Annotated in this window: 18 protein-coding genes and 1 pseudogene; 5 read left to right on the plus strand and 14 right to left on the minus strand. The window is 63.9% G+C overall.

The window, feature by feature from the left end:
• Positions 1-41: 41 nt before the first annotated feature.
• The 5 genes from QMZ05_RS04060 to QMZ05_RS04080 form a co-directional block, all read right to left on the minus strand.
• Positions 42-749: a hypothetical protein gene (locus QMZ05_RS04060; RefSeq protein ID WP_353699602.1), complete on the minus strand. Its 708-nt coding sequence runs from the start codon at positions 747-749 to the stop codon at positions 42-44.
• A complete protein-coding gene (locus QMZ05_RS04065; RefSeq protein ID WP_353699603.1) occupies positions 746-1,177 on the minus strand; it encodes a thioesterase family protein in 432 nt (143 codons plus the stop codon). Before QMZ05_RS04065 ends, QMZ05_RS04060 begins: the two co-directional genes overlap by 4 nt.
• Positions 1,177-2,085 (minus strand): fumarylacetoacetate hydrolase family protein, encoded by a 909-nt coding sequence (locus tag QMZ05_RS04070; RefSeq protein WP_353699604.1) that lies wholly within the window; start codon positions 2,083-2,085, stop codon positions 1,177-1,179. The genes QMZ05_RS04065 and QMZ05_RS04070 overlap by 1 nt, the downstream gene beginning before the upstream one ends.
• Positions 2,086-2,129: 44 nt before the next feature.
• Positions 2,130-3,236 (minus strand): cupin domain-containing protein, encoded by a 1,107-nt coding sequence (locus QMZ05_RS04075; protein ID WP_353699605.1) that lies wholly within the window; start codon positions 3,234-3,236, stop codon positions 2,130-2,132.
• Between the two features lie 152 nt (positions 3,237-3,388).
• Positions 3,389-4,417, minus strand: a complete 1,029-nt coding sequence (locus QMZ05_RS04080; RefSeq protein ID WP_353699606.1) for a carbon-nitrogen hydrolase family protein — start codon at positions 4,415-4,417, stop codon at positions 3,389-3,391.
• Between the two features lie 127 nt (positions 4,418-4,544).
• Here QMZ05_RS04080 and QMZ05_RS04085 point away from each other — a divergent pair, with 127 nt between their 5' ends.
• Genes QMZ05_RS04085 through QMZ05_RS04100 form a run of 4 tightly spaced genes read left to right on the plus strand, consistent with a single transcriptional unit; the run spans position 4,545 to position 9,270 of the window.
• On the plus strand, positions 4,545-6,704 hold the full coding sequence (locus tag QMZ05_RS04085) for an indolepyruvate ferredoxin oxidoreductase subunit alpha (RefSeq protein WP_353699607.1): 2,160 nt from the start codon (positions 4,545-4,547) through the stop codon (positions 6,702-6,704).
• Between the two features lie 24 nt (positions 6,705-6,728).
• Positions 6,729-8,294, plus strand: a complete 1,566-nt coding sequence (locus QMZ05_RS04090) for an indolepyruvate oxidoreductase subunit beta family protein (RefSeq protein WP_353699608.1) — start codon at positions 6,729-6,731, stop codon at positions 8,292-8,294.
• Positions 8,291-8,788, plus strand: coding sequence for a MarR family transcriptional regulator (locus QMZ05_RS04095; RefSeq protein ID WP_353699609.1), 498 nt, complete (start codon positions 8,291-8,293; stop codon positions 8,786-8,788). The genes QMZ05_RS04090 and QMZ05_RS04095 overlap by 4 nt, the downstream gene beginning before the upstream one ends.
• Entirely contained in the window at positions 8,788-9,270 is a 483-nt protein-coding gene (locus QMZ05_RS04100) for a MarR family winged helix-turn-helix transcriptional regulator (protein WP_074127410.1), read from the plus strand. Before QMZ05_RS04095 ends, QMZ05_RS04100 begins: the two co-directional genes overlap by 1 nt.
• Before the next feature lie 30 nt (positions 9,271-9,300).
• On the opposite strand, the gene QMZ05_RS04105 is transcribed toward QMZ05_RS04100, so the two are convergent.
• The 6 genes from QMZ05_RS04105 to QMZ05_RS04130 all read right to left on the minus strand — a co-directional run bounded on the left by QMZ05_RS04105 (position 9,301) and on the right by QMZ05_RS04130 (position 15,474).
• Positions 9,301-10,029: an SDR family oxidoreductase gene (locus QMZ05_RS04105; RefSeq protein ID WP_353699610.1), complete on the minus strand. Its 729-nt coding sequence runs from the start codon at positions 10,027-10,029 to the stop codon at positions 9,301-9,303.
• Positions 10,030-10,049: 20 nt separating this feature from the next.
• Positions 10,050-11,666, minus strand: coding sequence for an ATP-dependent acyl-CoA ligase (locus QMZ05_RS04110; protein WP_353699611.1), 1,617 nt, complete (start codon positions 11,664-11,666; stop codon positions 10,050-10,052).
• Positions 11,667-11,673: 7 nt separating this feature from the next.
• The gene (locus QMZ05_RS04115; RefSeq protein WP_353699612.1) at positions 11,674-12,150 is read right to left on the minus strand and encodes an aromatic-ring-hydroxylating dioxygenase subunit beta; all 477 of its coding nucleotides are present in this window, start codon (positions 12,148-12,150) and stop codon (positions 11,674-11,676) included.
• Positions 12,147-13,487: an aromatic ring-hydroxylating dioxygenase subunit alpha gene (locus tag QMZ05_RS04120; RefSeq protein ID WP_353699613.1), complete on the minus strand. Its 1,341-nt coding sequence runs from the start codon at positions 13,485-13,487 to the stop codon at positions 12,147-12,149. Before QMZ05_RS04120 ends, QMZ05_RS04115 begins: the two co-directional genes overlap by 4 nt.
• Positions 13,488-13,505: 18 nt before the next feature.
• Positions 13,506-14,456 carry a PDR/VanB family oxidoreductase gene (locus QMZ05_RS04125; RefSeq protein WP_353699614.1) on the minus strand — a complete coding sequence of 317 codons (951 nt, stop codon included), beginning with the start codon at positions 14,454-14,456 and terminating at the stop codon, positions 13,506-13,508.
• A 373-nt stretch (positions 14,457-14,829) separates the two neighbouring features.
• A complete protein-coding gene (locus tag QMZ05_RS04130) occupies positions 14,830-15,474 on the minus strand; it encodes a response regulator transcription factor (RefSeq protein WP_353699615.1) in 645 nt (214 codons plus the stop codon).
• A gap of 488 nt (positions 15,475-15,962) precedes the next feature.
• On the opposite strand from QMZ05_RS04130, the gene QMZ05_RS04135 reads away from it, so the two are divergent.
• Positions 15,963-16,886 (plus strand): response regulator transcription factor, encoded by a 924-nt coding sequence (locus tag QMZ05_RS04135; RefSeq protein ID WP_353699616.1) that lies wholly within the window; start codon positions 15,963-15,965, stop codon positions 16,884-16,886.
• A gap of 301 nt (positions 16,887-17,187) precedes the next feature.
• Here QMZ05_RS04135 and QMZ05_RS04140 read toward each other — a convergent pair whose 3' ends face one another.
• From QMZ05_RS04140 to QMZ05_RS04150, 3 genes and pseudogenes are all read right to left on the minus strand, one after another.
• Positions 17,188-18,615 carry an HlyD family type I secretion periplasmic adaptor subunit gene (locus QMZ05_RS04140; RefSeq protein WP_353699617.1) on the minus strand — a complete coding sequence of 476 codons (1,428 nt, stop codon included), beginning with the start codon at positions 18,613-18,615 and terminating at the stop codon, positions 17,188-17,190.
• The gene (locus QMZ05_RS04145) at positions 18,602-21,274 is read right to left on the minus strand and encodes a type I secretion system permease/ATPase (protein ID WP_353699618.1); all 2,673 of its coding nucleotides are present in this window, start codon (positions 21,272-21,274) and stop codon (positions 18,602-18,604) included. Before QMZ05_RS04145 ends, QMZ05_RS04140 begins: the two co-directional genes overlap by 14 nt.
• Before the next feature lie 161 nt (positions 21,275-21,435).
• Positions 21,436-22,639, minus strand: a pseudogene (locus QMZ05_RS04150) (hypothetical protein); the annotation flags it as partial.

The following is a 22,639-nucleotide window of genomic DNA, read 5'->3' on the forward strand; positions in this document are numbered from 1 at the left end:
GAGCGCATCTCCAGCGCGGCTCGCAACCGGCCTTGATCCCATCATGCTACGGGCCGCACCACCCTCGTCAGCATCGGAAAATGCTTGTTGCCGCCGGCAAACGGCGGAAACTGGACGAAGTCGGCGCGCATGCGCTTGATCACGTCGGAGCCCAGCGCGCGCGCAAGCGCCTGCGGGCTGTCGAACATCAGCCTGTTGCGCTGCATGTACTCGACCCGCCGCGACGGCAGCCGGTCGACCCAATCGATCCGCGTGTAGATCTCGATCTGGCGGACGTCAGGGAAGGTCCGCATGATCGACGGATGATGCTCCAGGTAATGCAGATTCCAGGCATTCATGTCGTCGGCCGGTCCGGGATAATGCACGAGGTAGCTGCACGGCGTCACCGTCCCGTTCGCATGCCTGGCGTCGTCGACCGGAAAGGCGCGCGTCACCATCGCCTGATGCGTCACGTCTAATCCGGCAAGACTCGGCCGTCCGCGACCTGCCGCAAGACCTGCGAGCACGCCGCCGCGATCCATCGCGGCCTCGCACGCAAACAGGTTCGGAAAACGCAGCTGGAGGGTAAAAACCGGCCCGGCCCCGTCGGCCTTGTAGGGATGATCGACCGATTGCTCCAGCGGCGTAAACAGCAGGCCCTCGGCCATCCCCGGAATCGACCCGATCATGGCAACCGCGGCCGCAAGATCGTCCGCATCAATTCGCCGCTCGCCTTTCGGATCGGAGAACGTCATGAACAGCGAGATCATGATGGCACCGCCTCCTCGCCGGCTTGCAGATGCGACATCAGCGCCGCGCGCACGTCATCGGGCCAGGGTATCGCGTGATGATCGGCGAGCGAGGTCGCGGCAAGGATCTGCCGCGCGCGCCAGCGCAGGCCATCTGCGCCCGTGACCACGTGCGACAGATGCAGCGACGCGCGGCCGATCCTGACGATGGACAGGCCGAATGTCAGGCGGTCGCCGAACTTCGACGGCCGTGAGAAGTCGCAGGTCAGGTGCACCGTCGGGGTCCCGATCTTGCGGATCGTGATCAGCTCCGGCCACGGAAAGCCGATCGACGCCCAGAACTCCTCGACCACGCCGTTGAGGATGTTCAGGTAGGACGGGAAATAAGCGATCCCCGACGGATCGCAATCGCCGAACCTCAGCTCGCGATCGAACGAGAACGACGTCATCAGATCGCGACGACCGGGTGGCGGATGACGCCGACGCCATCGACGCCGGCCTCGACCACGTCACCGGGCCACAGCCATTCCTGCGGGCTCATGCCGGCGCCGACGCCTTCGGGCGTTCCGGTCGCGATGATGTCGCCCGGCTCGAGCGTCATGCCGGACGAGATGTCGGCGATCAGGGCCGGAATGTCGAAGATCATGTATTTGGTGCTGGAGTCCTGCTTCATGACGCCGTTCTTGGTCAGCCAGAGCCTGAGATCATGCGGATCGGGAATCTCGTCTGCGGTCACGATGCAGGGGCCGAACGGCGCGTAGGTGTCCATGCCCTTGGAGAAGATCCACTGCCCGGCGCGGCGATTGTCGCGCGCGGAAATGTCGATCATCACGGAATAGCCGAAGACGTGATCCATCGCCTTCGCGACCGGGATGCGGGTCGCGGTCTTGCCGATGATGACGGCGAGCTCGACCTCCCAGTCGAGCTGCTGGGTCATGCCGGCATTGTGCTGGATTGCCGCGCCCGGCCCGATCACCGAGGTCGGCGGCTTGGAGAACACCACCGGCTGCTTCGGCAGATCCTTGTCGGTGTCCAGGCTCCTGGCGGACTCCGCGACATGCGCGCGATAATTCAGCCCAATGCCGAAGATGTTCTTGCGCGGGCGCGGGATCGGTGCCAGCAGCTTCACATCCTCGATCGGAGCGGCTGCACCGGCCGGCAGGCCTCCGTTGGCACTGTCCAGGCATTGCTGCAACGCCGGCAGCAGCGTGACGGCGTTATCGATGAAGGACAGCATGTCGGCCGGCCAGGCAAGGCCGCGTGACGCGCCGAGGCGCTCGACATCGACGACCAATCCGTTGACGACGGCCCCGAGGCGGGCGCCGCTGGAGCCCAAAGTGTAGGTGACAAGACGCATGAAGGCTTGATCGGGTTATTCGGGTTGAATTCTGTGGGGCAATGTCAGGCCGCGACCGGCTGATGGCCGGCATTGTCGCCATAGGCCTCTTCGCGGTAGAGGCCGAGCCCCTCGATGACGGGCAGATCGTTGAAGCAGAACAGGCAGGCATCTTCGCTTTCGGATGCGTTGCCGTGCTCATGCCAGGCCCAGGACGGAACGCAGAAAATGTCGCGCTCCTGCCACTCGAAGCGCTTGCCGCCGATCACGGAATAACCGTGCCCCTTGGCGACCTGGTAGACGAAGCTTCCGGTGTGCCGGTGCGACCTGGTCTTCTCGCCCGGCCGCAGCATCTGCATGCTCGCGCCGATGGTCTGCATCACATGTCCGCCGGTGATCGGATTGACGTAGTTCATCAGGATGCCGTCATAGGGCGAGCCATCGGTCGCGGCGGCATATTTCCCGAGCGACTCGTAAGTCGGCTCCCACTCATATTTGAACATCGGCGAATAGCCGTTCGACCAGCGCGAGTCCGCCGGCCGAAGTCCGGGATTGCCCCAGGTCTTGGTCATGTCGTCGACGGGATAGCCGGACTCCTCCTGCTGGATCTTCGGGTGCACGACGAAGAAATTGGCCTCCAGCGCATTGACGAGCGGAATGTCGAGGCCGTCCTGCCAGATGCAGACCGAGCCGTTTGCCTCGACGCCGTGTTCGTGCCAGGTGCCGTTCGGCGTCAGCACGAAATCCCGCGCGCCGAGCGTCATCTTGTGACCGTCGACAATGGTGTAGGCGCCCGCTCCTTCCATGATGAAGCGCAGCGCGGAGGCCGAATGCGCATGGGCCGACGCCACCTCGCCGGGATGCATCACCTGCAGGCCTGAATAGAGCCAGCCGACCGCGGCCGACACGTCGCGGCGGCCGGGATTGTTGAGGTAGATCACCCGCCGTCCCGCCTTCTCGGGCGAGACCAGCTCGACCGAGCGCAGCACGTGCTCACGCAGATCGCTGTAGCGCCAGAGCACGGGAACGGACGCCGACTGCGGCTGCCACGGCTCGATCTTGTTGGCGACCGTCCACAGCGCGCCGGCTTCGAACTTCTCCAGGTCCTTGTAATAGGCCTTGAGCTCCGGAGTATCCTCGACATTGGCCCGACCGATGATGTTCTCGCCCATGCTGTCCTCCAAGTCTTATCTGATGACGTCTGTCTCACGACGTCGCGTCTCACGCGGTTCTGCCGCCGCATCCACAACTGTCGTCCTGGCGAAACCAGGACGACGCTGAGGAGGGTTCGCGCTTCGTGGCGTCGTTGGATCGACACGTCCGATCACTCCGTCCTGCCGGGAATTGACACGAACCCGGCCTGCTCCGCGGCCTCCGCTGCCGGGCGCTCGCCTTCCGCAAGGCCGAGCGGCGTCTGCGGACGGCGATTGACCCTGAGATCGAAAATGTCGAACCGGTTATAGTGCCCGACGATGTCGTGCATCTGCTTCGGCTGGATGCAGCGCTCGAGATCGATATCGGCATAGACGATGCCTTCATCGTCGATCAGCGGCTCGCCGACGAGACGGCCGTCCGGCCCGATCACGCCGGAGAATGCGCTCGACTTGCGCTGCAGGCGCGCCCGCGCGTCGGGAACGACGGTCTGCATCGCCGCGATGATCTCCTCCGACACGGTCGAGCAAGACACGATCGTGAAGATCTTTCCTTCGAAGGAATGGGCAATGGCGCGCAGCTTGATCGCCTCCGCCATGTCGTAGTCCGGCGGCGCGACGGGCAGCGAGATGTAGCTGGCGACGTGGACCAGTTCGCCCTGCCCGAGCAGCGCAAAGCGCGCGAGCGTGTTGGTGTTCTCGCCGCATGCGAGCCCGCCGAGGCGCCCGATCTCGGTCTCGTAGACGCGCAGGCTCGAGCCGTCGCCGCCGGTCCAGGTCAGCTTCTCTGCCCAGGTCGGCACCAGCTTGCGGTGCTTGCCGAGCAGCGTTCCGTCCGGGCCGATGAAGACCAGCGTGTTGTAGATGGCGCCGAGCGACACCGGGCTGCGCTCGTTCACGCCAAGCACGACATAGCAAGAGGTGTCGCGCGCGGCCTTGCGGACGATGTCGATCTCGGGGCCCGGCACCAGCACCGATGCCTTGACGAGCTTCTCGAACCAGGCGCTTCCGGTGACGGGATCGGTGATCCAGTTCCAATAGGGATAGCCGGGCACGAACACTTCGGGGAATGCGACCAGCCGCGCGCCGTTCGCCGCGGCCTCACGCACCAGTGAGGCGGCCTTGTCGGCAGTCGCGCTGGCATTGAGATATACAGGTGAAGCCTGGACGGCGGCGGCTCTAAAGCGCGGCAGCTTCAGCATTGGCCCTACCCTGTCGCTGGCTCATGATCGCCGTCCGGAGCGGAGATCCGTGAAGTCTGACGGCATGGCGCAGCGTTGACTTACTTTACATGTAAACGTATGCTATCGCATATTTCTGGAGGGTGCAATGGCTGAACGGTCTTTTGCTCGTGAAGTCGAGGATCTCCGGCTCGGCGACGGCGACACCTTCCGCGGCGAAGGCATCCTCGCCATCACCAAGGCGCTGCTGCAATCCGGCGTCGCCTATGTCGGCGGCTATCAGGGCTCGCCGATCTCGCATCTGATGGACGTGCTGGCCGACGCCAAGGACGTGCTCGACGATCTCGGCGTCGTGTTCCAGAGCTCCGCCAATGAAGCTGCGGCTGCGGCGATGCTGTCGGCCTCGGTGATGTATCCGCTGCGCGGCGCGGTCGCGTGGAAGTCGACGGTCGGCACCAATGTCGCCTCCGACGCGCTCGCCAATCTCGCCTCCGGCGGCGTCACCGGCGGCACCATGATCATCGTCGGCGAGGATTACGGCGAGGGCTCCTCGATCATGCAGGAGCGCACCCATGCCTTTGCGATGAAATCGCAGATCTGGCTCTTGGATCCGCGCCCCGATCATGAATGCATCGTCAATCTGATCGAGAAGGGCTTTGAGCTCTCGGAAGTGTCCAACACCCCTGTCATGCTGGAGGTGCGCGTCCGTGCCTGCCACATGCACGGAAGCTTTGCCTGCAAGGACAATGTCAGGCCGGCGCACACCATCAAGGACGCGTTGAACAATCCGAAGCGCGACGTCGGCCGCATCGTGCTGCCGCCGGCGGCCTACGAGCACGAGCAGGAGAAGATCAGGACGCGGCTGCCCGCGGCCATCAACTTCGTCAGGGACAACCGGCTGAACGAATGGATGGGGCCGAAGCAGGGCAAGGTCGGCATCATCATGCAGGGCGGGATGTACAACAACGTCATCCGCGCGCTGCAGTATCTCGGGCTGTCGGATGCCTATGGCAACACCCAGATCCCGCTCTACGTCATGAACGTCACCTACCCCGTGATCGACACCGAGGTCGCGGAGTTCTGCCTCGACAAGGACGCCGTCCTGATCGTCGAGGAAGGCCAGCCGGAATATCTGGAGCAGGCGATCAACACGGTGCTGCGCCGCCGGGATATCCAGGCGCGCGTCCACGGCAAGGACATGCTGCCGATGGGCGGCGACTACACCGCGCAGGTGCTGCTCGGCGGTGTGCGCGAGTTCCTCGAGAAGACCGAGCCGCGGCTGCTCGGCAACCGGCCGCCGGCGCCGGACGCAACCGCTGTGCTGAGCCACCCCGAGATCGAGAAGCTGAAGCAGGTCGTGCCGGCGCGGCCGCCCGGCCTTTGCACCGGCTGTCCGGAGCGGCCGATCTTCGCCGCCATGAAGCTGGTCGAGAGCGAGCTCGGCGAGCACCATGTCTCCGCCGACATCGGCTGTCATTTGTTCTCGATCCTGCCGCCCTTCAACATCGGCGCCACGACGATGGGCTTTGGCCTCGGCCCGGCCTCGACCTCGGCCTTCAACGTCAAGGCCGACAAGCGCTCGATCGCCGTGATGGGCGACGGCGGCTTCTGGCACAATGGGCTGACCAGCGGCATCGGCAACGCCGTCTTCAACAAGCATGACGGCGTCTTCGTCATCGTCGACAACTACTACACTTCGGCGACCGGCGGTCAGGATATCCTGTCGTCGCGGGCGGTCAGCAAGCGGCGCAACACCAACAACTCGATCGTGCAGGCCGTGAAGGGCATCGGCGGGCAATGGGTGCGCCAGATCGACCGCACCTACGATGTCGGCCGGATGCGCGACACGTTGAAGGAGGCGCTGACGACCAAGGAGCAAGGCCCCAAGGTCATCGTCGCCTCCTCCGAATGCATGCTGAACAAGCAGCGCCGCGTGAAGCCGCAGATCAGCAAGGCGATCAAGGACGGCGTTCGCACCGTCAAGGAACGCTTCGGCGTCGACGAGGATGTCTGCACCGGCGACCACGCTTGCATCCGCCTCTCCGGCTGCCCGTCGCTCTCGGTGAAGCAGCTCGACGATCCCCTGCGCGACGATCCCGTTGCGGCCATCGACAATTCCTGCGTCGGTTGCGGCAATTGCGGCGAGGTCGCGGATGCGGCCGTGCTGTGTCCCTCGTTCTATCGCGCCGACGTCATTCACAATCCGACCGGCTGGGACAAGTTCAAGTCGAGGGTCGCGATGACCGTGATCGGCTGGCTGCAGCGGCGGCGCGATCGCCGGCGTCCGGCGCTCGAGGCTTTGGCATGAGATTCTTGGCATGAGAGCTCTGGCATGAGAGACGAAACGGTCCAGCTGGCACTGCCCGCCGCGGGTGATGCGACCGAGCGGCCGATCTCGATCGCGATCGTCGCGATGGGTGGCCAGGGCGGCGGCGTCCTCACCGACTGGATCGTGCAGCTCGCCGAGAACCATGGCTGGGTCGCGCAGTCGACCTCGGTGCCCGGCGTTGCCCAGCGCACCGGCGCCACGATCTACTATATCGAGGCGATGCCACCGCTGGATGGCCGCAAGCCGATCCTGTCGCTGATGCCGACCCCCGGCGACGTCGACGTGGTGATGGCGGCGGAGTTCATGGAAGCCGGCCGCTCGATCCTGCGCGGCCTGGTGACGCCGGACCGCACCACGCTGATCGCATCCAACCACCGGACGTTTGCGATCGGCGAGAAGATCGCGCCGGGCAACGGCATCGCCGACCAGGGCGCGGTGACCGGCGCCATCGGGATCGCCGCCAAGACCGAGATCATCTTCGACATGAATGCGCTGGCGATCGCCAACGGCAGCGTGATCTCGGCCGCGATGTTCGGCGCGCTCGCAGGCGCCGGCGTGCTGAGCTTCAGCCGCGACAGCTATCTCGACGTCATCCGCGCCGGCGACAAGGGCGCGCAGGCCAGCGTCCGCGCGTTCGAGGCCGCGTTTGACCGGGTGCAGTCAAAATCTCCGGAGCCGACCGCACCCGCGCAATCAGAGCTTGCCAAGACGCCCCCCTCTCCGGCTGCTCTGGATCCCCGTCTTGCCGGCCTCGCCGCCCGGCTAACGCAGGAGCTGCCCGAGGCCGCACACGCCATCGGCCGCGCCGGGCTGAAGAAGGTGGTCGATTTCCAGGACGTCGCCTATGGCGGCGAATATCTCGACATCCTCGGCAAGCTCCACGCCGCCGATCGCAGCTCCGGCGGCGCCGAGCGAAATTTTGTTTTCACTCAGGCCGCCGCAAAATATCTCGCCAACGCCATGACCTATGATGACGTCATCCGCGTTGCCGACCTCAAGACCCGATCGGCCCGCCGCGCGCGGATCGAGGGTGAGCTCGAACTGTCCGACGGCCAGGTGCTGCAGACCACCGAGTTCATGCATCCCCGCATGGAGGAGGTCATGGGCATGCTGCCGGCGGGATTTGGCCGCTGGCTTGGCGGAAAGCCGCGCCTGCTCGGCTGGCTCGACCGTCGCGTCAACAAGGGACGACGGGTCAAGACCTACTCGCTGCCCTGGTTCGTCGCGCTCTATGTCGTCGGCGGGCTGCGCGGCATCCGACGCCGCTCGCTGCGTCACGCCATCGAGACGGCGCACCGGAACGAATGGCTCAAGGCCGCGACGGAGGCCGTCCGAACGAACTATCAGTTGGGCGTCGAGATCCTGCAATGCCGGCGCCTGGTCAAAGGCTATTCCGACACCCACAGCCGCGGCCTGTCGAAATTCGACAAGACGCTGGCCGCGATCAAGCTGGTCGCGCCGCGCGAAGATGCCGCCGACTGGGCGCGCCGGCTGCGGGAAGCCGCGCTGAAGGACAGCGCCGGCAAGGAGCTCGACGGCGTGATCCAAACCATCAAGAGCTTCGCATGACGTCGTCAGCCCTCAAGGAGAGCACAGCTCCCGTCTTCGGCCAGATCGAAACCCGGCTTTGGCTGCAACTGCTGTCCCTGCATGGCGAGCTGTTTGCGTCGCTGAATTCCATGCTGAACTCGGAGTTCGGCTTGTCGCTCGCAAAATTCGACGTGCTGGCGCAGCTCGATCGCTACAGGGACGGAATGGCGCTCGGGCAGTTGTCGCAGAACCTGAAAGTGTCGGGCGGCAACGTTTCGGGCCTGGTGCAGCGCCTGCTGGCCGATGACCTCATCAGCAAGGAAATGTCGAGCGAGGATCGCCGCTCGTTCATCGTGCGCCTGACGCCGAAGGGCGAGGCCCTGTTCAGGAAGGCCGCCGACGTGCATAAGAAGCATCTGAGCGAACGGCTCGAAAGCATCCCCGCGCGGGAGCTGGAGACGGCACTGTCGATGCTGCGGTCCCTCTCCTCGAAACTTGGCAGCGAAAGCAAGAAGCAGGGTCGCAGGAAGTAATGGCCAAAGACTCCAGGAGCAGATGGAAATCCGGTCCACCTCGGACGCGGGACCAGCTGCAGAGCTACATTCCCTATCTGTTCAACCGGCTCGCCAACCGCTGGAACCTGGATCAGAACCGCGATCTCAGCGAGCACAACATCAACAACGTCGTATTCCGTACGCTGTCGGTGCTGTTCATCTACAAGACCCTGACCGTCAACGAGATCGCCGTGCTGGCCGTCACCGAGCAGTCGACCGCGAGCCGCATGGTCGAGTCGATGGTGACATCGGGCCTCGTCAAGCGGGAGATCGCGGAAGAAGACCAGCGCCGCCGCGTCGTCGGATTGACCCCGGACGGCGAAGCCCTGTTGCGCAAGATCTGGCCGATCATGGAGAACAACTACGACCGCCTGACCGTCGGCATCGACCCCGACGAGATCGAGGTCTGCGCCCGCGTGCTGGCCAAGATGGTCGAGAACATCCGCCAGAACCAGATCTGATCTGATCTGACCTGATCTAATCTGATGCGATCAGGGACCGAGGCCGACGAGGCTGGTGCCGCCGCAGACATAGAGCACCTGCCCGGTGACGAAGTCCGAACGCTCGTCGAGGAAGAAACTGATCGCGTGCGCGACGTCCTCGCGGGTGCCGAGCCGCCCGACCGGAACGTTGCGCGCCATCTTGTCCTGCTGCTCGGAGCCTTTCGGGACGATGCCCCAGAAATTGTCGGTCAGGATCGGGCCCGGCGCCACAACGTTCACCGTGATGCCGCCCGACGCCAGCTCCAGCGCCCAGGTCCGCGCCATGCCGTGCACGCCGGCCTTGGTCGCCGAATAGGCCGAGCGCGTGGCCGCGCCCATGGCGGCGCGCGAGCTCACGAACACGATCCGGCCGAACCGCCGCGAGCGCATCCCTTCTATCGCCGCCTGGGTCAGCAGCATCGGGGCGCCGAGATGCAGCTGCGCCAGCGCCAGGATGTCCTCCGGCTTCGCATCGGGCAGCAGGTTCGGCAGGATCATGCCCGCATTGTGCACGAGGCAATCGACCGCATGATTGCGGCAGATCTCCTCGGCAATGGCCCGCGTCTCTGCCAGGCTGGTCAGGTCCGCGCGATAGGCGGTGAGCAGGTCATGCGTCCACGCAGGCTTCTCGAGCCCGACCGAGACGACCCGCTGTCCTTCGCCAACGAGCTGCTTCGCCAATGCTTCGCCGATTCCGGAATTGCCTCCGGTGATCAGTGTGGTGCGGGTCTGGCTCATGATCGGCTCCCTGCCACGTGTCACTCCTGCCGCCGCTTGAGGTCGCGAAGGTCGAAGAACGCGCCCTCGCGCATCAGCTTTGCGACGAAATCCTTCAAGCCTGCGCGCTGGATCTTCTCGGTCGCGGTCAGCGGCAGTTTTTCGGCGAAGCAGATCCAGCCCGGTGCCTTGTAATAGGCCATCTGCTCCAGGCTCCAGCGCACGATGTCCTCGGCAAGCGCGCGGTCCGCCCCGGGCTGCTCCGCGATGATGACCGCCGCGACCTCGTCGCCGCGCACCTGGTCGGGCGTTGCCGCGACCGCGGCCTGCCGGATCGCGGGATGACGGTTGAGAACGGACTCGACCTCGACCGCGGCGATGTTCTCGCCGGAGCGGCGGATCACGTTCTTCTTGCGGTCGACGAAATGCAGGTCGCCATCGCTATCGCGCGACACGATATCGCCGGTATGCAGCCAGCCGTCCTTCCAGGCCTCGGCGGTCGCTTCCGAGTTCTTCAGGTACTCCCTGAAGAAGCCGTAGCGGGGATCAGCCCCCGCCCGTCGCACCAGGAGCTCGCCCGGCATTCCCGCCGCCGCATCGTTGCCGCCGTCGTCGACGATCCGCACGTCGACTTCGGGCGCCGGCCGGCCAAAACAGCTGGTGCCGACCTTGCGCGGCTCGGCATTTGCCGCGATCACGCCGCCGCTGCCGGTCTCGGTCATCGCCCAGGCCTCGAGCAGCGGAAAGCCGAAGCGTTCCTCGAACGGCGCGTGCAGCAGCCTGTCGACCCCGGCGCCGAAGCCGAACCGCACGCTGTGTGCACGGTCTTCATCCGACGGTGGCGCGCTCATCAGCATCGAGGGCATGACGCCGAGATAATGCAGGCAGGTCGCGCGGCTGTCGCGCACCGATGCCCACCAGCTGCGCGGATGGAAGCGATCGAGCATCGTCAGGCTGCCGCCGACCGACATCATCGCCATCAGCGACACCGCCATCGCGTTCATGTGGAACAGCGGCAGCGGCGTGATCATGCGCTCGCCATCGCTGCTGAGATCGATCAACCCGCCGACGTCGCGATACCAGTCTCCCGAATACAGGAAGTAGGTGTTGGTCAGCACGCAGCCCTTGGGCTGGCCGGTCGTCCCCGACGTATAGAGCAGCGCGCATTCGCTCGCACCGTCGCCGGCGTTCGCCGGCCGCGCGCCGCCGAACGGGGCCGGAATTTCGCCGCCGTCGGTCACAACGGGAATCGGCCGGCCGGCTTGGCGCGCCGCCGTCTCGACCTCCTCGCGGCGCTTGGCGAGCACGAATGCGGCGTTCATCTCGGAATGCGCGATGATGTATTCGAGCTCGCTGACCCGCAGATCAGGGTTGATCGGCACCACGGAGACACCGAGCGCGTTCAGCGCGAACCACAGCTCGATGAAGACCGGCCTGTTCTGCAACAAGAGCCCGACCCGATGGCCTTGGCCATAGCCGCGGCTCGCAAACGCCGCGCGCCAGCGCTCCACCCGCTCCAGCATGGCCCGGTACGAGATCTCTCCGGCGGCGATGCCGTAGATCTCGGCAGTCTCGGGCAGCACGTTGAGAAAACCGGCTTCCCCCCGGCGGAGCGCGGTCTCGCGGAAACGGGCATAGACTGTGGTCGCTGTGGTCAAGACGCACTCACATGAAGAGCTGGATATTGCCGAACGGCGCGTCGAAATTCACGAGATCGATGCGCTTGAGCTTGATCTTGAGACGGTCGCCGACCTGAACGAGATCGTGCGACGCCCATCCCGAGAACCTCTCCAGCGTGTCGCCGCGCGTCTCGGTGTAGATGAAAGACGTCCGCGCCTTGAAGATGCCGGCCGCCGGATCGCAGGCGACGATCTGCGGTGCCTGCAGCAGATGATGGCAGCGGCTCTTCGGCTTCTGGCTGAACGTGCGTTCGCCGGCCAGCCGCTCGATACGCACTTTCATCAGCAGCAGGTCTTCGTACATCAATGACGGCTGCAGCACCGGATCCTGCTGCTGCCATTCCAGCGGCATCCAGTAGCGCCCCTCCGGGTGAAACAGGTCGAGCCAGGCCTGCCACTGCATCGTGTCGAGCAGGTCGGCTTCCCGATAGACGAAATCGGTGATGGTTTTTTCGCTGATCATTCCGCGGCCTCGACCGGCTCGACCATATCAATGGTCATGAATTTGGCCCAGGCGTGAAACTGGTTCCGCATCTGGCGCTCCGACGTGCCGTTGATGACAGCGGTGACGTCCGCCTCCTCGCCGCTCTCGTAGAGCCGGCGCAGATTGACCCACTGATTGCCGTTCGTTTTCAACCCTTCCTGCGCCCGCTCATACATTTCGAGATCGTCGTGCCCGACGATCGAGGTCGGCGCGTTGATGAAGCGATTGTACATCAGCGCCCGCTCGTAGAGCTTGTCGGGCGCGCCGACCAGACGATAGACCCAGCTCTCCACCAGCGTCCGGTCCACCGCGATCGGGACGAAATTGCGCAGGATCTGCACCGCGCCCTTGACCATGATGTTCGGGAAATAGACCGTGTTGTGCCGGACTTCACCCAGGATCTCGTGCGCTCGCTTCTCGCCATAGGCCGCGACCATCTGGCCGAGATAGCCCTCGATATCAGAATAGTTCGAATGGATGGAATTGGCGACGCCAGTATGGCCATGGCCGTTGGGCCATATCCGGATGCCGCTTTGCTCGTAAAACTCGTACGGGCTCATGAACGGCCCGTAGAGCTGCACCGCCATCGGCGTTTCCTTGGAGTCGCCCTGCTCGCGCTGCCAGACCTTGATGGCGGTGCCGGCCGAGCTCTCATGCGCCACCATCGGATGGCAGGTGTCGGTCTGGTTCTCGACCAGCATCTTCCAATTGCAGGTGTGCATGTAGCGGATCGGCGTGGCCACGACGGCGAGCTTCCCCTCCGGCGAGCGGTCGACCATGTTGTCGATGGTCGAGAGGCTTTCGCCGAAATAATCTTCGAAGCCGACGCCGGTTTCGCTCAGCCGCGCGAAAATGAAATCGCGGTAGACGACGACATTCCTGATCCGCGACAGCCCGTCGTTCGCCTGGGTGTCGGTAAATCCGGTGCCCTCGTAGCCCTTCTTCAGCGGGATCGCCAGCAGCGAGCCGTCGGTCTTGAACGACCAGGCATGGTAGGGACAGCGGAAGAATTTTCCGGTGTTGCCGCACGGCTCGGAGGCGATCTTGACACCCTTGTGCGGACAGCGGTTGTAGAACAGGTGAATCGAGCCGTCGGTATGGCGGCTCGCGACCACCGGCTGCCGGCCGATATTGGCGGTGATGAAATCGCCGGCCTTCGCCAACTGGCTGGCATGCCCGACATAGATCCAGCTATTGGGAAACAGATGCTCCATCTCGAGATCGAATATCTCGGGATCGACATAGACGTCGCGATGCACCTCGGCGTCGCGCACCAGCCCGCCGATCGCGCGGGGATTCTTTCCGTATTTCGCCATGGCGCCTCTTGCCTCCGCTCAGAGATCCAACACCAGCCGCTCCGACTTCGCACGCGACACGCAAATCTGCATGACCTTGTTGGACGCCTTCTCCTCATCGCTGAGAATGACGTCACGATGGTCGGGCACGCCCGCGATCACGCCGCACTGGCAGATGCCGCAGTCGCCGCGCTGGCAATCGTAGAGCACGTCGAACCCCGCCGCTTCCAGCGCCTGGATGATGCTCTGATCGGTCGCGACCGTGATGACCTGCCCGGTCGACTTGAGCTCGACCTCGAACGGCTTGTTCGGCGCACCCGGCTGCTCCGCTTTGAACAGCTCGAAATGGATGCGGTCTGCCGGGATGCCCTTGGCGAGCGCCCCCGCCTTCACCGCGTCAATCATGCCGGCAGGTCCGCAGACATAGACGTGGGCGCCTGCGGGTGCCTCGCCAAGCACTGCTGCGATATCGAGGCGGGATTCATCGCTGTCGTAATGAACCGCCAAACCCTCCGAACAGATTGTCTGCAACTGCGGCAGGAATGCCAGCAGCCCCGGCATTCGCCCGGCATAATGCAGGCGATACGGAAGTCCCTGCGCCTTCAGCGCCGCCGCCATCGACAGGACCGGGGTGACGCCGATGCCGCCGGCAAACAGCAACGCCGGCGCGGCTCCCTCGTGAAGGCCGAAATTGTTGACCGGGACGCTCGCTCGGATGACGTCGCCGACCTGAAGGGCATGCATGAACTGCGAACCGCCGGTCGACGTCTGCTCGCGCAGCACCCCGAGCGCAACGCTGCCCTCGGGCAGGCCCGGCAGCGCCATCAGGGAATACGGCCGGTCGCCTCCGCCCGGCAGCAGCACGCGAATATGCGCGCCCGCTTGCCAATCCGGCACGGCACCGCCCTCCACACCGAACACAACGCTGCGGATGACTGGCGTCTCCGCAACGACCGACTGCACTCTGAGCTTGAGCGGATGCGCGTCCATTCGGGCATCTCATATTATATGAATTTGCATATTTTTATACATGTAATAATTGCCTGTCAATCGTCGAAGCGACGGGACGCCGAGCCTGCCAAAGAAGGCCCGGCGCCCGTGCCACCGCGGCTCTTCCGCGGCGATCATGGCGCGCGCAATCCATTCGGGGGGCAAAACGCCCTCGATCCCTGCCTCGAGAAACAGCGAGATGCGCACGGCGCACGAGCGCGGTCGCAGCGGTTGGTCGGGTTTGCAAGTCTCTGGGATTACGCAAGCAGCCGACACAGTCGACGATCGCGAATGATCGCCATCGATGCATCACCGTTCGAGCGATCGTGACGACATGTCGGCGGTCGGCTTCAGCTGCATGGACGGAAGGTCGCTACGTCCCGCCCGGCCCGGCATACGAGACCGCGAGCGTCGCCAGAACCGTCCGGTTGCTGATCTCAAGCTTGCGGAAGATGTGATGCAGATGAACCTTGATGGTACCGTCGGCCACTTTCAGACGACGGCCAATCTCCTTGTTCGATAGGCCTTCCGACACCAGGTTCATGATCTGACGCTCGCGCTCCGTCAGCATCGCGAGATATTTCTCCGGCATCACGGTTTGCGTGCAGGAGACGGCCTCCTCCCCCGGGGGCGGCGGCAGCATCTTCTGGCCGTCCGCGACCTGTCGCAAAGTTTGTATGAGGGTCTCGGGCTCCTCGTCATGGAGCATGACGCCGTAGGCCCCCGCTGCCGCCAGCATCGCAAGATCGCGATCCTCAACGGAGGTAGCCAGAAAGACGAGGCGCAAGGCAGATGTCTCGCCATTTTCGATGTCGAGCATTGCCTGCTCAAAAATGTCAGGCATCGACATGTCCAAAATGGCTATATCGGGCGCAAGACGCCGTATTGCCTCGAAACAGCTCGCACCATCATTGCAGCGAGCAACAACCTTGAAATCACGTTCTGCTTCGAGCAGGCAGTTGAGACCCAATAAAACAACAGGATATCTGCTAGCAATCACCACACGACTGAAATGCATTTACGACCAACCCTTAAGTCCCTCCAGTTCAGCTCGGCGCCCAATTGAGTAATAAACTACTCCAATATGAAGCTTTTTCGTAAGGATTTGTTGTCGCGGACACCCCGTGAATTTACTGCCTGGGTGTGCCGACAGGCGCATTTCCAGCAACGGGTGATCGCAGCGCCGATCCGACTCACCCCAAGCGAGCGTCCATCAAAAGGCGTCCCGGCTCGCACCCGTGACATCGCCCGCTTCTCATGACGCGCACCATCCGAAGCAATGTCTATAACCAACGGTATATAGGGATATTGGGGATTAGCATCTAAAATTCCTAAATATTTATGAGTGGGCTCGAGGCTTTTTTCGTCCTCAGGCTTGGTTAGTTCGATCGGCCAAACCTGAGAAATGTTTTGCGTACGTGTTCTTTTTAGCTGGGTGGATCAACGAAATGCGCCGGATTCAACCGACCCGCCCATTGTTTCATTGTAGCGTCCGGGAGAGTTTCCATGAGACGGCGATATTCCTTTGCTATTGTGCTTGTTGGTGAAAACAGTCTTCGTAAGGAAGGTCTTGCTAGAATTCTGAACTCGGAGAGTTTTCAAGTCCTGACTTCGATATCCGATGCCGATGATTTGCTCGGCGACGATGCGCCCCGGAAGACCTCAACCAGTTCGGCATTGCTGCTGCTCATCGTTCACACCGGCGATGATTTTCGCCCGACGATCGACCAAATCGAGTCCTTCAAGCGTCGCCACGCCGATGGACGCGTAGCCGTCGTCGCAGATCAATATCGTGTGAGCGACCTGGCTGCCGCACTCCGGGCCGGTGCCACCGGGTACTTCATCGACGTGATGAACTGCGATGCGTTCATCAAGTCCATCGAACTTGTCATGATGGGTGGGACGGTGTTCCCGCCGGCGTTCCTGACGTCCACGCTCGACGCCGAAGAACGCGATACGGACGATGCTGCAACACCCACCGATGACGATCCCGCCGCCGCAGAGGCGGATGACAGGCTCACGCGGCAGCTTTCGCCGCGGGAGATCTCGATCCTGCAGTGTCTGATCGAGGGCGATTCCAACAAGTGTATTGCCCGCAAGATCAATATTGCGGAGGCCACGGTGAAGGTTCACATCAAGGCGATCCTTCGCAAGATTCGGGTTCAGAACAGAACGCAGGCAGCGATCTGGGGCCTCAATCATCGTCCTGCGGCCTGGCCGAAAACCAACGGATCTGCGCATCAGACCGCCGACGCCGAGCGGCCCCTCCCGCCGAAGAGAGAGCTTCCCAAGCTCGCGAGAGCGAGCCGGCCCGCGCCCCTCGGCACAATCGACCACGCGGCCAACTATTTTGAGGTGCCCCTCACCAATGGCCACGCCCGCACGGGCGTGAGCTCAAAGATCGACGGGGCGATCCGGCTTCGGAAGTAGCCGACGCCGTGTTCTCTGACATCCTGCCGGGTAATCCCGGCGGGATGTCGAGCCGTGCCGGATAGATGGATGCGACGCGCCATGGTGGATGCGGGCGGCCGCCTTCCCTAGAGCGTGGTGAGATTAGGTTGAACTGGATCGGCAGCGGAGTCACCTCTCCCTTGGGAGAGGTCGGCGCGCAGCGCCGGGTGAGGGTTTACGGTCCCTCGTTAGAGCTGCGGCCCTCACCCGATTTGCTTCGCAAATCGACCTCTCCCCAACGGGGAGAGGTGAAGCGAGCGCGTGGCCAAAGCGACGCGATCTAGCGTTCCCGCAACGCTTCCTGCTGGTGACTGGCGAGCGGCGAAAGCAGATAGCTGATGATCCTGCGCCTGCCTGTCTTGATTTCGACCGTCACCGCCATGCCGGGACCGAGCTTGACCAGCTTGTCCTCCACCTGCATTTGCGTGCGGTCGAGGGAAACGCGCGCGGCGTATTCCAGCTCCTGCCCTCTGGGCTCGCTGCCGCCCTGCCCGCCTCCCGGCGTCCGATCATTCGACGCGCCTTGGGGTTTGTCGCGGGTAATGGCGTCCGACGATACGCTGAGAACCTCGCCATCGAGCAGCCCGTAGCGCGTAAAATTGAACGTATCGACCTTGATCGCCGCCCGCTGTCCCGGATGAACAAATCCGATATCGCGGTTGGAGAGCATCGCTTCGATCTCGAGGTGGCTGTCGCTCGGCACCACGACCGCCAGTGCCTGCGCAGGCGAAACCACGCCGCCCACCGTATGAACGGCAAGTTGCTGCACGACGCCATCGACCGGCGCGGTCAACTGCTGAAACTTGGTCCGCTGCTCAGCCTTCACCACCTCCTGCGCGGCACTCTTGGCCCTCTGCTCCGCCTTTGCGAGCGCGTCATAGGTGGACCGTCGATATTCAGCATCCGCCCTGTCCCGCGTTTCCTTCAGCAGGGCCATGGCGGCGTCGGCTTCGCGCAGCCGGCTCTGCTGCACGATGAGATCCTGCTGGAGGCCGACCAGGTCCTGATACTCCGACAGATAGGTGACCTTCGAGCCGAGCGCCTTGTCGAGGAGCGTCTTCCGGATTTCGACCCGCTCCGTGAGCACGGGTATGGTCGCCTGGATCTTCGCGACATTGACCGCAATGGTCGACCGTTCCGCCTCCTTCTGGCCTTGCTGGCGTTCGATCTCCGCAACCTTGGCTTGCTGCTCGGCGCGCTGGCTGATCAGAAACTGGCGATGCAGATCGATATCTGCAGCGGTTGCGCCCTGCGGCGGCTGGAATGCCGCGAGCGGATCGCTCGCGAGCGCCGCCCGCAGCCGCGCCACTTCGAGCTCCGCGGCCAAGAGATCGCTCCGGTAGCGCTCCTGGTCGGCTCCGTTCATCGTGGGATCCAATTCGATCAGGACCTCGCCGGCCTTGACGCTCTGGCCGTCGCGGACATGGATGGCGCGCACGACCCCCGTCTCGAACGGCTGGATGAGCTTGGTGCGCCCACCAGGCACGATCTTGCCGCTCGCCGTCGCGACGATATCGACGTGACCAAACCACGACCAGACCAGCGCGAGGCAAAATGCGGCGATAATGCTCGCCCCGATCGCGCGGCCGATCGGTGACGGCGGCGATTCGGTGATTTCGAGGGCCGCCGGGAGAAATGCGATCTCGTGCTGGCGGCGGCGAACCTCGGCCTTCGGAAACGGGATGATGTTTCGACTAGCGAGCGTCATGGAGCCCTGCCTGAAGCTGGTGCAATCTCGCGTACCGTCCATTCGAGCGGATCAACTCATCATGGTTGCCGTCCTCGACGATGCGACCATGCTCGACCGAGATGATCCGGTTTGCGTGACGCACGGTGGAGAGCCGATGCGCGATCACGAAGACCGTGCGGCCGGCGGAAATCCGTTTCATGTTTTGCTGGATCGCGCGCTCGCTTTCGTAGTCGAGGGCGCTGGTGGCCTCGTCGAAAATGAGGATGCGCGGGTCGGTGACAAGCGCCCGGGCAATCGCGATCCGCTGGCGCTGTCCACCGGAAAGGCTGCTGCCGCGCTCTCCAACCACGGTGTCATACCCCTCGGGCAGCTCCAGGATGAAGTCGTGAGCGCCGGCGAGCGAAGCCGCCGCGATGACGCGCTCGATCGGCATCGCCGGATCGGCGAGCGCGATATTGTCGCGAATCGAGCGGTTGAAGAGCACGTTCTCCTGCAACACGACGCCGATCTGGCGCCGCAGCCAGGCGAGATCGACCATCGCAAGATCGACGCCATCGACCAGCACGCGTCCGCTTTCCGGCACGTAGAGACGCTGGATCAGCTTCGCGATGGTGCTCTTGCCCGAACCGGAGGAGCCCACGATGCCGACCACCTGGCCGGGATCGACGCTGAACGATACGTCATGCAGCACTTCGGGACCGTCGATACGATAGCGGAACGTCGCATGCTCGAATGTGACGTGACCGCGGATCTCCGGCAGCGCGGCCCGGCCGGGACCGGAGCCTGGCTCGGGAATGGTGTTGAGGATGTCGCCGAGACGGTCGATCGACAGGCGGGCCTGATGGAAGTCCTGCCAGAGCTGGGCAAGCCGAAGCACCGGCGCGCTCACGCGCGTCGCCAGCATGTTGAATGCGACGAGCTCGCCGACCGTCAACGCGCCGTCGACCACGAGGCGAGCGCCGAAGTAGAGGGTTGCGGCGGCCACCAGCTTGTTGATCATCTGGACCGACTGGCTCGCCGTGTTGTTCAGGCTCAGCACGCGGAAGCTCGCAGCCACATAGGCGGCGAGTTGCTCCTCCCAACGGCGTTGCATTTGCGGCTCGACCGCCATCGCCTTCAGCGTTTCCACGCCGGCGACGCTCTCGACCAGGAACGCCTGGTTCTCCGAGCCGCGATCGAATTTCTCGTCGAGGCGTCGACGGAACAGCGGCGCAGCGCAGGCTGAGATACCGATGTAGAACGGAAATGACGCGAGCACGATGAGCGTCAGCGTCGTCGCGTAGTAGAACATCACCGCCACGAACACGAAGGTGAACACCAGATCGATCACCAGCGTGAGCGCCGAGCTGGTCAGGAACTGACGGATATTCTCGAGCTCGCGAACCCGCGCCACCGAATCGCCGACCCGGCGCGTCTGGAAATAGGCGATCGGCAACGCCATCAGATGATGGAACAGCCGCGCGCCAAGCTCGACGTCGATGCGGTTGGTCGTATGCGCAAACAGATGCACACGCAGCGTGCCGAGAATGGTCTCCAGGACGGTCAATACGACAAGGCCGGTGACCAGCACGTCGAGCGTACTCATGCCGCGGTGCACCAGCACCTTGTCGATCACCACCTGGAAGAACAGCGGCGATACCAGCGCAAATATCTGAAGGAAGAACGATGCGACCAGCACCTCGCTGAGCAGGCGCCGATACTTGTGGACGGCCCCGACGAACCAGCTGATGTCAAAGCGCCGGGAGGTATCGGTCAGGGCAGCGCGACGCGTCATCAGAATGATGTCGCCGTCCCAGATGGCCTCGAGCTCGGCTTGCCCCATCATCTCAGGCTGGGGAACCAACGGGCGCTGAACAAGCAGCTTGTCGTCGACGATCTTGCCGAGGATCAGAAATCCGCCGTCGCGCAGCACGGCGATCCCCGGGAGCGGCGTCACCGCAAGCCGGTTCCAGTCCGTTCGTTGCATCCGGGCCTTCAGCCCGAAATTCCGGGCGCAGCGTATGATGTCAGTCACGCCAAGGCGGTCGGTGCCGGTCCGGTGTCGAATCTGATCCGGATCGGCCGCGATCCCGTGACAACGCAGCAAGACCGCAAGCGCCATTGCGCCGGATTCATCGCCGTCGCCCTGTTCGATCGTGGTCGTCGCGGCGGCAGCTTCGCGTCGTTCGGACCGACGAGCCCGCAGCGAAAGCTTGCTGGCGTACCTGGTCAGCCCGTCGCGCAGATGCTGCAACACATTGCGCCCGCGGGCGCCCAAACCGGTGAAGAGATGAAGCGCCCGGCGCGCGGCGTGCCGCGACTCGGTCGAGATCAGGCGGCCGTCCCAGATCGCCTCGAATTCGGCGCGCGTGAGGCGCTTCGGTTGCGACGAAGCGGGATGCAGCACCAGCGCTTCGTTGCCATCGACCTTTCCGAGCAGCAAGAATCCGCCATCCTGCAAGGCAGCAATTCCGGGCAGCCGGATCTTCGCAAGCTGGGTCCAATCCGTCGTCCACGAGCCCGCCTTGAGGCCGAACTCGCCGGCGCAGCGAAGCATTCCGCGGATGCTGGTCGCCCTGCTCCCGCAAAGATCACGGATTTTGTCCGAATCAGCATTCACACCATGAAGTCGCAAAAACAGGGCCAGGGCTCTGAGCCCGAGCTCTGCGGCATCGGCATTTCCGTTCTGGATCGCCATCAATCAACTCAACCGTTCTACGGTCACACGACCGGCTTCAACAAATTCCCTTTCATGCACTCACAAAGAACGAGGCAGCCTCGTTACCCGGCGATCGAACTTGTCGAAGCTCGAATCCGCGCCGCCGATCGGCGGCGCGGATAGCCGGGTGAACCGTCGCATCAATGCTGCGGCCTGGTCAGCCACGCCTCTTCGCCCCAGCGCCCTCCCTGCGCATTGGTCGCAACGACCTGCCCGCAGGTGCCGTTGTGGCCCGCCAGGTATTGGTTCAGCAGCGCGAAACTCCGATCCGCCGACGAAGCCGTGTGCGTGGTCGTCGCCGGCCGAGGATCCGTCACCGTGATGCTCTGCGAGGTCGACGTCGTGACCGAGCCCGTGGTGGGGTCTTTTCCGCTTGCCGTGAGCGTGAGCGTGGCGACCGGATGGCCGCCTCCCCGGTAGTACGACTGCAACGTCAAGCCGCTGTCGACCTGCGCAGCGGTCAGCGTGATGTTACTTCCCCGGTAGGTGCGGCCATCGAGGTTGTCCGTGATGCTCTCGTATCTCGGCAGCCCGGTGATGTTCACGCTCACAGCATCATTGGGATCGGCGGTCTTCACGCTGACGCCCAAGTCGACCGTCCCGCCTCTCCCGGCTACCGACAGCGAGGTATCCGCGATCGAAAGCACCGGCGCGACTGATGGCGTCGGATTTGATGGCGTGCCGCTCGTCGGATCGATCTGGAGACCGGCGAAGGTCTTCGCCGCGCCGGCAAGATTGGCGGCGGCGCCGCTGGCATCGCTGATGCTCGCGCCGCCGGGAAGATTGACCCCGGTGATCGCGAGTGCCGACGTCGCCGTATCGGTCGACGCGACCTTCGTTTGGAAGGTGAGCGTGCCGGTTCCTGAACCGCCGACATAGGTGGCGGTGTTTCCATCATTGAGCGACAGCGTCGGCGTGCCGACGACGTTCACCACCTCGTTGAAGCCGAGCGTCAATGTAACGGTGGCGCCCAAATGCTCGGTCCCCGTCCCCGGCGAGGCGGTAACCTGGCTCACCACCGGCAGGACCGGGGTCGGCTGGGTCGGTGGCACGGGATTCGTCGGATCGATCTGGAGACCGGCGAAGGTCTTCACCGCACCGGCAAGATTCGCGGCGGCACCGCTGGCGTCGCTGATGCTCGCGCCGCCCGGAAGGTTGACCCCGGTGATCGCGAGTGCCGACGTCGCGGTATCGGTTGACGCAACCTTCGTTTGGAAGGTGAGCGTGCCGGTTCCTGAGCCGCCAATATAGGTGGCGGTGTTTCCGTCATTGAGCGACAGCGTCGGCGTGCCGACGACGTTCACCACCTCGTTGAAGCCGAGCGTCAATGTAACGGTGGCGCCC

It is taken from the genome of Bradyrhizobium sp. INPA03-11B (assembly GCF_040446015.1).
Lineage (GTDB): Bacteria > Pseudomonadota > Alphaproteobacteria > Rhizobiales > Xanthobacteraceae > Bradyrhizobium > Bradyrhizobium macuxiense_A.

Coding starts and splice junctions, on each gene's coding strand:
- QMZ05_RS04060 (WP_353699602.1), bottom strand. CDS start 749: ATGATCTCGCTGTTCATGACGTTCTCCGATCCGAAAGGCGAGCGGCGA.
- QMZ05_RS04065 (WP_353699603.1), bottom strand. CDS start 1,177: ATGACGTCGTTCTCGTTCGATCGCGAGCTGAGGTTCGGCGATTGCGAT.
- QMZ05_RS04070 (WP_353699604.1), bottom strand. CDS start 2,085: ATGCGTCTTGTCACCTACACTTTGGGCTCCAGCGGCGCCCGCCTCGGG.
- QMZ05_RS04075 (WP_353699605.1), bottom strand. CDS start 3,236: ATGGGCGAGAACATCATCGGTCGGGCCAATGTCGAGGATACTCCGGAG.
- QMZ05_RS04080 (WP_353699606.1), bottom strand. CDS start 4,417: ATGCTGAAGCTGCCGCGCTTTAGAGCCGCCGCCGTCCAGGCTTCACCT.
- QMZ05_RS04085 (WP_353699607.1), top strand. CDS start 4,545: ATGGCTGAACGGTCTTTTGCTCGTGAAGTCGAGGATCTCCGGCTCGGC.
- QMZ05_RS04090 (WP_353699608.1), top strand. CDS start 6,729: ATGAGAGACGAAACGGTCCAGCTGGCACTGCCCGCCGCGGGTGATGCG.
- QMZ05_RS04095 (WP_353699609.1), top strand. CDS start 8,291: ATGACGTCGTCAGCCCTCAAGGAGAGCACAGCTCCCGTCTTCGGCCAG.
- QMZ05_RS04100 (WP_074127410.1), top strand. CDS start 8,788: ATGGCCAAAGACTCCAGGAGCAGATGGAAATCCGGTCCACCTCGGACG.
- QMZ05_RS04105 (WP_353699610.1), bottom strand. CDS start 10,029: ATGAGCCAGACCCGCACCACACTGATCACCGGAGGCAATTCCGGAATC.
- QMZ05_RS04115 (WP_353699612.1), bottom strand. CDS start 12,150: ATGATCAGCGAAAAAACCATCACCGATTTCGTCTATCGGGAAGCCGAC.
- QMZ05_RS04120 (WP_353699613.1), bottom strand. CDS start 13,487: ATGGCGAAATACGGAAAGAATCCCCGCGCGATCGGCGGGCTGGTGCGC.
- QMZ05_RS04125 (WP_353699614.1), bottom strand. CDS start 14,456: ATGGACGCGCATCCGCTCAAGCTCAGAGTGCAGTCGGTCGTTGCGGAG.
- QMZ05_RS04130 (WP_353699615.1), bottom strand. CDS start 15,474: ATGCATTTCAGTCGTGTGGTGATTGCTAGCAGATATCCTGTTGTTTTA.
- QMZ05_RS04135 (WP_353699616.1), top strand. CDS start 15,963: ATGAGACGGCGATATTCCTTTGCTATTGTGCTTGTTGGTGAAAACAGT.
- QMZ05_RS04140 (WP_353699617.1), bottom strand. CDS start 18,615: ATGACGCTCGCTAGTCGAAACATCATCCCGTTTCCGAAGGCCGAGGTT.
- QMZ05_RS04145 (WP_353699618.1), bottom strand. CDS start 21,274: ATGGCGATCCAGAACGGAAATGCCGATGCCGCAGAGCTCGGGCTCAGA.